Origin of the sequence: Stieleria sp. (assembly GCF_041595215.1) — a bacterium.
Lineage (GTDB): Bacteria > Planctomycetota > Planctomycetia > Pirellulales > Pirellulaceae > Stieleria > Stieleria magnilauensis.
Window position 1 is genome coordinate 1 of sequence record NZ_JBFHKV010000239.1, and the last position, 9,184, is coordinate 9,184.

Sequence of the window (9,184 nt, forward strand, 5' to 3'; positions counted from 1 at the left end):
ACATGTAAAGCAGTTTTTTAGCGGTAGGGCGCGAGCCCTCCGGTATTTTGGGGACGATGAGGGACCGGAGGGCTTGCGCCCTGCCGCCAACATGTAAAGCATTTTTTTAGCGGTAGGGCGCGAGCCCTCCGGTATTTTGGGAACGATGAGGGACCGGAGGGCTTGCGCCCTGCCGCTAACACCTCGTCAAACGCAGGGAATGAATGCTTCACAGCGTTGCCCGTCGCCCCTTAACTCCGCCGCCCCAAACCCGATTGGATCCACCACAATGTTCGGACGAATCTGCGCTACTGTTTTGCTGTGCTTGTTTGCCATCGTGGCATCTCCCCCATCCCATTGCAAATCTCCGAATGTCCTGCTGATTTGCGTCGATGATCTTAAACCGACGATCGGCTGCTACGGAGATCCGGTCGCTGTCACGCCGAATATCGACGCCCTGGCCGCCCGGGGAGTGAGGTTCGACATGGCGTACTGCAATCAGGCCGTCTGCTCGCCGAGCCGGAATGCACTGATGACCGGTTTGCGGCCTCAAACCATCGGCGTCTACGATTTGGCCACGCATTTTCGCGATGCGGCACCCGATGCGGTCACGGTCAGCCAACACTTTAAACGCAACGGTTATCTCGCCGAGGGACTCGGAAAGATCTATCACACAGGCCACGGGAATCGTGATGACGCCGATTCTTGGAGTGTCGCGTCTTGGCGCCCCAAGGCCGCTGCGTACGTCCTGGAAAAGAACTTGGCGATGAGAAAGCCGGATGCAAAAGGACGGGTGCGCGGCCCGGCAACCGAATCCGCCGATGTGTCTGACGAGACCTACGCCGATGGCCTGATCGCCGAGGAAGCGGTCCACCGGCTGGAAGTCTACAAGAAACGAACCGAGCAGCCATTCTTCTTGGCCGTCGGATTCCTCAAGCCGCACCTGCCCTTCATCGCACCAAAACGTTACTGGGATCTGTACGACAAACGCGACTTGCCGATGCCGAAGGTCAAGACACCGCCGCGGGGCGCCCCCAGCTACGCCTCGACAACGTTTGGCGAACTTCGCAACTATAGCGATATGCCGGCCCGGGGCGAGATCGACGAGGCCACCACGCGTCATTTGATCCACGGCTACTACGCCGCAACCAGCTACGCCGATGCGCAAATCGGCAAGTTGCTCGATGCCCTCGATCGGTTGAATCTCGCCGATGAAACAATCGTCGTGCTGTGGGGGGACCACGGTTGGCATCTGGGTGACCATGGCATGTGGTGCAAACACACAAACTATGAGCAAGCGGCGCGCATTCCGATCATCGTTGCGGCGCCGGACGGTGTCCGCGGTGCGGCGACCCAGGCCATGATCGAAACCGTTGACCTGTATCCGACTCTGAGTGAGTTGGCGGGATTGCCGACGCCGGCCGGGTTGGACGGTCAGAGTTTTGCGGATGTCATCCGAGACGCCAACGCGACCGCTCGAGACTTTGTGACACACGTCTATCCGCGCGGCGGACGACTCGGACGTGCCATTCGAAACAGTCGTTATCGAATGGTGGAGTGGAAGGCGGTGGCAGGACCACGCGAGCAAGCCGAGATCGAACTCTATGACTACCAGGTCGATCCCTTGGAAACAAAGAATATCGCCGCGACATCGGCTGAGATCGTTGCGCAGCTGCGCGCCAAATTAGACGAGCAGCCCGAAGCCAAACCACAGTGGAAGCGGCGGAAATAGCAGCCCTGGCAACGGCGACACCTGGTTCGCACGCGACGACGACCCGCCCGCGTCGATCACTGCGGTGATGCGCCGACCGCGACGAACATTCGATGCGCGACCCAGTCCGGTTCTAAATCGACACGCCAGATCAGCTTGTCGATCGGCGTGCCCCGAGCGTCGATGCTGGGCAATCGGTTCAGCGGCACCAACGCGGATGCCTGGTCCGGCATCGTCGCGAAACGCGAAACAAACGGCTCCAGCGTCAACCGAGCGATCCGCCCGCCGACGTTTTGAAACTCCTGAAGTTCCGCGGACGACTGCGCGTCGGCGGCGGATAAGTCCAACGGCCCATGGGAATCATCGAGCAACAAACAATCATGCAACTCCGACACGTACGGGTCAATCGGAAACGAAGCCGACACACTCGTGTAATGCCGAGGGTCCTGGGGAACGATCGTCATCTCGGCTGTCGGCAAAAGTCGCACCGTCGACTCGTCTTTCATCTTCATGCCCAACATCGACTTTGCATCGCCGACGATCCAGCTGGCAGGGGAAGAGAGTACACCGGGTGTGAGCACCCGCGACCGTGTCGATTGCGGCCCATAGATCGCCGGTGCCACCGTCGTCTCCGGCGTCTCGTCGCGATTCAATCGGTTCGACGCCAACGGGTAACCACCCGAAGCGTGTTGGACCTGCTGTGATGCATAGCGTTGCATCCAACGCGTCGGTTCTGCTGTGGCGAGGGAATACCGTTTGACGTGTTCGGCCAGCGGGGCATGCTTGGCAGCCAGTTGTTCAACGGCAGTCACGACACTCGCGTCCAGCGAACCGACGAGTCGTCGGTCGAGCTTGGACAAGGCGCGAAGCACGTTCGGATACAACGCGGCGAGCTGATCTGCAGGAGTCGACTGGGCGGCGGAGTTCAAAACGTTGACGATCGCCGCGTTGCCCGTCGCTTCGACTTGGTCCATGATTTGTTGAAACGGTTGGGCGGTCGCTTGGACATCCCCGTCACTGAACGCCCATGCGGTCGCAACGCTGCGTGTGACGGCGGCCGACGCATTGCCCCACAGCATCGTGATGTACTCGATCGCCTCAGCCGCATCGCCGCTTTTGCCATCGGCCAGTGTCACCGTGGGCGATTGTTTCAGCTCCGATGCCACACGAGTCGATTCGGACTTCAGCACGTCAACGGCTTCGGCGTACGTTTGGATCTTGGCGGCTGCTCTTGCTTGATAGTCCTTGCGGCGCTCGCGATTGAGCCGGTTCAGAATGTCCTGGTACGGAACGTTGACTTCATTCTGAAACGGCCTGCTCACGGAGCTGTTGAGATAAAAAACACTCGAAAGCTGTTTCAACAGCAACGGTTGGATTTGTCGTTCGGCTTCGGCGAGTTTTCCCTGTCCGGCCAGTTCCGCGGCTCGGGCCATCGTCTTTTGACGTTGCGTGGTCTGGTTCTGCAGCACTGCAAGTTCTTTGGGCTGAAACTCGATCAGCCGTTGGGCGAAAACTTGCATCGCCTTGTGGAGCATTGCAAATTTCTGCTTCAGATCCTCGCCGGCTGGTTCGCCCATCGCAATGAGGTGGTCGGCGTACCAAATGCCGCGATAGACTTCGGGATAAATCCTGGAAAGTTGTTGATGCGGAAAGCGTCGTCCGGCGTTGGCCGCTTCGGTGCTGCGGATCACCAACTCTTCCCATTCGGCGAACTTGGCGTACATCGCCTGGATTTGCTTTTCAGCACCCTGAATGGTGTTGTGCGCCTTGAGGGGCTTTTCGGGATCTTGGGTGCTCGGGTTGGCGCGAGCACCCGCGGTGAACCCGCAGGCCAGACATACCGCGACAACCGATGCTGCAACGTTTCGCTGCCATTGCCAGATCGGGGAGTGTTTCTGTTTCATCGCTCAGTTCCCCTCCACGACGGCCAGGATTTCACCACCGGCAATCTCCAGCGGTTGATCGTCTGAACCGATCAACGTGCACGGCTCGATCGTCGCCGTCATCGTTTTCTCCTGCATGTTCATCGACCCGAAGGTGACCGAGACCGGGCGACCGATTTCATTCCGCGCGATCGCCGCCCCCGCCTTGGGTTCGATGAACAGATTGCACGGCAGCGACTTCCCGGCGAGCAACGCCACTGTTTCAACCGTGGTGGTGCAGTGCAGAAAGACAGCCGGAGCAGAGGTGTGCTCGGCCCCGGGCGGATAGCTGGTGATTTGCAGCGAATTTTTCCGACCGTCGCCGACCACATGCATCGTGACGACGGCTTGATCGATTTCAATCGGCTCGGTTGTCTTGATCACCATCTTGCCTGTTTCCGGCAATTCCTCCTTGGCCGTTTCGACCAACGCATCGGTCATCTTCTTGCTCTCCTTGACCAGATTCTCGCCTTCCTTTTGAACCGTGTCGGCTAGATCCTTGAGTTTCTCTTTGGAGCACGCCGATAGAGCCGGCAACCAGAGCATCAGCAGTAGCAACGGGACGCGGCGAGCCGGTCCGCACGAAACGATGGGATTGGCAACCCGCGTCGAACCGCGACGGCGGTGGGCAGACGTGACGTTCATGAAATGCACCGGAGGAATCAAGCAGCGTCTGAGCACATGCCGGGCGTCCCGTTCGCAATGCGGCAAACGGAAGTGACCCGGGAAAGGCGCCCCAAAGAAAAGTGTTCCTAACAGATTAGCAGAAACGGAGGGTGCTTGGATTCTTTAACGCATCGGTTGTGACGCCGCCGAGTTGACGTGATTGCGCCGCGCTGTTTTTGCAAGCTGTTCTTACAAGCAGCGAAGTTCGGTACCGACACGCAGCAGCAAGCGTCCGTTGGCATACGCGGGCGTCGCACCGACCGGTCCGCCCAAATTAATTTCGCTCAGTTTCTCAAATTGTCGCGCCGCACGAAATACCGTCGCCTCGCCGTTCAAGTTGATGACCAGGACCTTATCCCCCAATAGAATCGGCGACGCGCTGAACGTCCCGCCGATACGACTGGTCCACTGGACGTCGCCGGTAGCCACATCAAAACACGACGCGATGCCCTTGTCGTCGATGGAGAACAACATGCCGTCGTGCACGATCGAGGTCGGTACGTAGGGAGCGGCCTTTTCAATCCGGTAAACCTCTTGCGGCTCGTCCGAATCGTTTGCGGGCATCCGCACGGCGACCAGATGGTTGCCGCCGCCGCCGCTGCCGCTCGATCCGATCGCCAAATCACCGGCGACGATCGGCGAACTGACGCAACGCATCTTGAACACCGGCAGTCGCCAAAGCATCTTGCCGGTTTCAAGCGACAACGCATAAATGCCGTCTCCCGTGTTGGCACAGATCACTTTGCCGTCGCGGATCACCGGCGTGCCGTAACAAACACGCGTCGAGGTCACGGGCGTTTGCCAAATCGTTTCGCCGGTCGAACGATTGACCGCGATGATACGACTGGTGCCGGGCTGACCGTTTTCGACCCGTTCGGCCTGTTGTGAAAAATTCAGCACGACGATGTCGCCGTGAACGGTGGGCGAGACGCCGAACCCGTGCTGGCTTTGCGCCACGCCGAAGTCACGCTGCCAGATCTCGTTGCCTTGATGGTCCAAACATCTCAGCCACGTGTGCTGGCGATCGCTGTGCGCGATGTAGACATATTGGCCATCGGTCGCCGGCGTGCTCGAGGCAAGTGTGTTTCGGTTGTGCAGATGATTCTTCGCTTGAGGAAACTCTCGCGACCAGTTGACTTTACCGGACTGCAGATTGAACGACATCAATCGAATCGTCTGTTTGGCCGGCGACATCGAGAGCAGATAAACGCGTCCGTTTTGAATCGCCATCGAACCGACGTCACGTGTCTTCAAATCGACGGTCCAGCGATACGCTTGTTTCTCCCAGCCGTCGGGAAGTTTCGCCTCAGGAAGCACTCCGGCGATCTCCAGGCCGTGAAAGCCGGGCCAGTCGTCGGCGTGCGTGGGCGCGGCGCTGCACACGAGGGCCAATCCGAAGAGGCTGGCGAGGACATGTTTGGCAAAACGGCGAGGCGACTGATCGCCGGCAGACGCGACCAGGGAAGGCGGAAAGGCTGGCATGGAGGGACCGTTCGGTGGGACTGGGTGGCTGGGGGGCCGAGTGGATGGAATCTGATTTTAACCAGAATTTTCACCCAGCGGGCAACCCTGGGACACATCTTCTGCGAAATCATTGACCGACGACCGCGCTCGCCAATCGTCGCCATCGTCTGGTCGGTTCAATGGCGTTAACGCCGAAACAAGCCGTATTTGACGATGCACCACAACGCCCCGACCCCGTCCCGCCAACCGATCTTCTTGCCCTCGTCGTACCAGCGGTGCTGATAGCGGATCGGCCGCTCGGTAAAACGCAGCCCCAGTCGCGCCAGCCTGGCGGTCAATTCAATCTCGATCCCGAATCGACACTCCTGCAAATCGGGCATGATCTTCTGCAGGTGCTTCCGAGGGACCATCTTGTAACAGGTCTCCACATCACTCAAGCGAATGCCGATGGCGATACTGGCCAACAGCGTGATCAGCCCGTTGACCGTCTGGTGCCACCAGGGGGACAGCTGGCGATCGTAGTGACCGTAACGGGTCCCGTACGCCACGTCAGCCTCTCCGGCAATCAGCGGTTGCAGCAGGTAGCGAAAATCAGACGGGTCGTATTCACGGTCCGCGTCTTGAATCACCACGATGTCTCCGGTGGCTTGTTCAAAGCCGCTGCGAATCGCCGCGCCTTTGCCACGGTTCCTTTCGTGTGCGATCACGATGACGTCAGGATCGTGCTCGAGTGTTGACATCGCTTCGAGCGTTCCGTCCTTGCTGCCGTCATCGATCAAAATGATTTGCATTGGCAAGCCGGTCGCGCGAAGACGATCGACGACCGAAGTGACCGTCCCGCTTTCGTTGAACACCGGAACGACAACCGACAACAAGAATCCGTCGGGGAGTTCAAAGATGGCGAGTTTACGACAGGCGTCTTTCCCCAGTTCGGCGCGCATCCGGCGAACATAGTCAGTCCCCCAAAACGAGCCATCATTGGTTTCGCCATCGGTATCATTCGAAGCGACCACGTCTAACCGGTTGGGTGGATGGATCGGCGAATCATCGGCGGGATCGTGCATGAAGTTGACTGAGAAACGCGAAGCAAACCGGACAGCTTGAGCAATGTTAGTCGATCCAACGAAGCTTCGCACTGACTCATTGACCAAGCCATTGAAATGGAAGTGGTCGCTTGGATTTCAATCTGGCTCGCGCACAACACGAATCACCAACAGCGCAATTCAGTTGCATCCGCTTCGAAAAAAAAAACGATCTGTTTCGTCTCGTAATTCGCGAGACTTTCAACGAGTCTGCTTCACTACACTGCACAGACGTCAAACTTTGTTGTTGACATTCCAATCGAAGGTCGCCACATTTCTCTGACGCTCACGTTGTGGAAAAGTCGTTCGCGACGTGACGTTTGCTTTTTGACTTTTCACCACTTGCACAGGAGACGTTTTGTCGTGACTCGGCAAACACGTTTGCGAAATTTGATTTCGCTTTGTGCTACCAACCTGAGCCATTGTCGCTTCGCCATGGTGCGGTCTCTACGGCCTGCCGACAGCGAAGTTCCGGCGTCTCCAACGGGACGCCCCCTTCACGTTTCATTACCCACCGCGAGCGATGGCGCATAAGACAATCATCTGAAGTTGACGAAGGACGCGTTTGCTTCGGAGCAGCCTCACTGGATGTGGAGGCTGTTGATTCCTGGAAGACGGCACCGAAAGGGATAGCCGGCAAGTCAGACCCCGGATTTGCGACAGGGAAAGTAACTTCCAATTTTGTCATTGATTATCTGTCGTCCGGATTTCGGCTCAGGATGAGCCGTCCCGGAAGGCAAAATGACAAAAACTGGGCCGACCCTCATGGAAGAGGGAAGGCCTTTTTTTGTGCGCCGTTGTCAATCAAGATCGTTGTCAATCAAGATCGGTGCCACAACGGGTGGCCGAAGCGATTCGCCCTCTTGGCAGCAGGGGCGAGCGACGCGAGGGGCTTTTCGCCCAAAGGGCAAGCATCTCCCTAGCCTGGGGCGAGCCAACCAAGCCTTTGCGAGGGTTGCGCCGCCCCAGGAACCTCTCATCGAGTTTGTCCAGGAATACGAGCCGTTGATCGGCGTTTACTCCTGTTCTTTCTTGGCCTTCGCTTCGAAATCTCCTGCGACCGCCTTGACCAGTTTGTCCCAGTCGATGTACTTGCGAATCGCATCATTGACGCTTTCAACGCTGGCCGATTCGATCCGTTCGTCATGCTCGGCGGCCGCTTCCATCGTTCGATCCAAGAACATCGTCTGGATCAATTCGCTCGCCAACGATCCGTCATTGGCTCGGCGGACTCGCTCGGCCTGCAAGTAAGCCGACTTCGCCTTGGCCAATTCGTCTTCCGTCACGCCGTCTTTTCTCAACCGATCGATCTCTTCACGCATCACTTCCATCAAACGGTCTTTGTTTTCCGGATTCGTGATCGCGTAGATCGTCATATCAACCCGGTCGTCTTTGGCCCGTGCGCTCAGACCGCTTCGCACCGTGTACGACAGGCCTTCTTGTTGCCGGACGCGATCGGCCAGGCGGCTGCTCAGTCCACCGCCGCCCAGGATGAAATTGCCTAACACGAGCGGTGCGTAGGCCGAATCGGTGTCGGCCAGTTCCATCTGCAGCGACGAGTAGAAAAACGCGTTGGCTTTGTCCGGCGTGTTGAGCGTCGTAAGCGAGCCTTCTGCATCGGCGTTTGCCGGGCGATCGACGCGGACGTAAGGCACATCGGATTCCCAGCCGGCAAGCATTTCTTCGACTTGAGACTTCACTTCGTCGGCATCGAAATCGCCGACGACGGACAGTTCGCCGACGTTTCCGCCGACAAGCTCGTTGAACAGCGACTGGACCTGTTCGACGGTCACGGACTGGTACATTTCAATCTCTTCGTCCAGCGTTTGGACGTAGCGAATGTCATCTTTACCGTAGGGTGAAATCGCCCGCTTGACCGCTCGGGCGGCCACCGCGGTGGGCTCGCTCGCGCTTTGTTGCAAACCCGTGACGACTTGGCGTTTGATCACTTCCAGTTCTTCGCCACTGAGCCGCGGATGTCGAAGGACATCGCCGATCAACGCGATGACGTCGGTCAGGTATTCGCGTTTGGTCTTCAGCGACAGTTGCAGCAATCCGGGGGTGCTGTAGAGCTGCATGTCGGCTCGCAGCCGTGTCAGTTCATCTTGCAGAGCCTGGTAATCGAGCGACTCGGTACCACGCGCCATCAGGATGCCCAGCAGTTCGACGGCGCCCAAACGATCGATCATCGTTTCCGCGGTTCCGAAACGAAGCGTCAGGTACAAGGAAACCGATCCCCCGCGTGTCTGCTTGGGCAACAGGGCGTATTCGATTCCATTGTCGAGCGTTCCACGCAGCGTCCGCGCTTCGATCTTCATGGGATCGGGATCGAATTGCTCGCCGGCTTGAATCACTTCGCG

At 58.2% G+C, this 9,184-nt stretch carries 6 protein-coding genes; 1 reads left to right on the top strand and 5 read right to left on the bottom strand.

The features are described from left to right. Positions 1-268 precede the first annotated feature (268 nt). Positions 269-1,711, top strand: coding sequence for a sulfatase (locus tag ABX749_RS11535; protein ID WP_372896112.1), 1,443 nt, complete (start codon positions 269-271; stop codon positions 1,709-1,711). A 56-nt stretch (positions 1,712-1,767) separates the two neighbouring features. On the opposite strand, the gene ABX749_RS11540 is transcribed toward ABX749_RS11535, so the two are convergent. The 5 genes from ABX749_RS11540 to ABX749_RS11560 all read right to left on the bottom strand — a co-directional run. Continuing rightward, entirely contained in the window at positions 1,768-3,594 is a 1,827-nt protein-coding gene (locus ABX749_RS11540; protein ID WP_372896113.1) for a hypothetical protein, read from the bottom strand. A gap of 3 nt (positions 3,595-3,597) precedes the next feature. After that, positions 3,598-4,257, bottom strand: coding sequence for a hypothetical protein (locus ABX749_RS11545; RefSeq protein WP_372896114.1), 660 nt, complete (start codon positions 4,255-4,257; stop codon positions 3,598-3,600). A gap of 210 nt (positions 4,258-4,467) precedes the next feature. Further along, positions 4,468-5,760 carry a PQQ-binding-like beta-propeller repeat protein gene (locus ABX749_RS11550; protein ID WP_372896115.1) on the bottom strand — a complete coding sequence of 431 codons (1,293 nt, stop codon included), beginning with the start codon at positions 5,758-5,760 and terminating at the stop codon, positions 4,468-4,470. Positions 5,761-5,927: 167 nt separating this feature from the next. After that, positions 5,928-6,806: a glycosyltransferase family 2 protein gene (locus ABX749_RS11555; protein ID WP_372896116.1), complete on the bottom strand. Its 879-nt coding sequence runs from the start codon at positions 6,804-6,806 to the stop codon at positions 5,928-5,930. A gap of 1,034 nt (positions 6,807-7,840) precedes the next feature. Continuing rightward, positions 7,841-9,184 (bottom strand): M16 family metallopeptidase (locus ABX749_RS11560; RefSeq protein WP_372896117.1); only part of this gene is annotated, 1,344 nt, incomplete at its 5' end.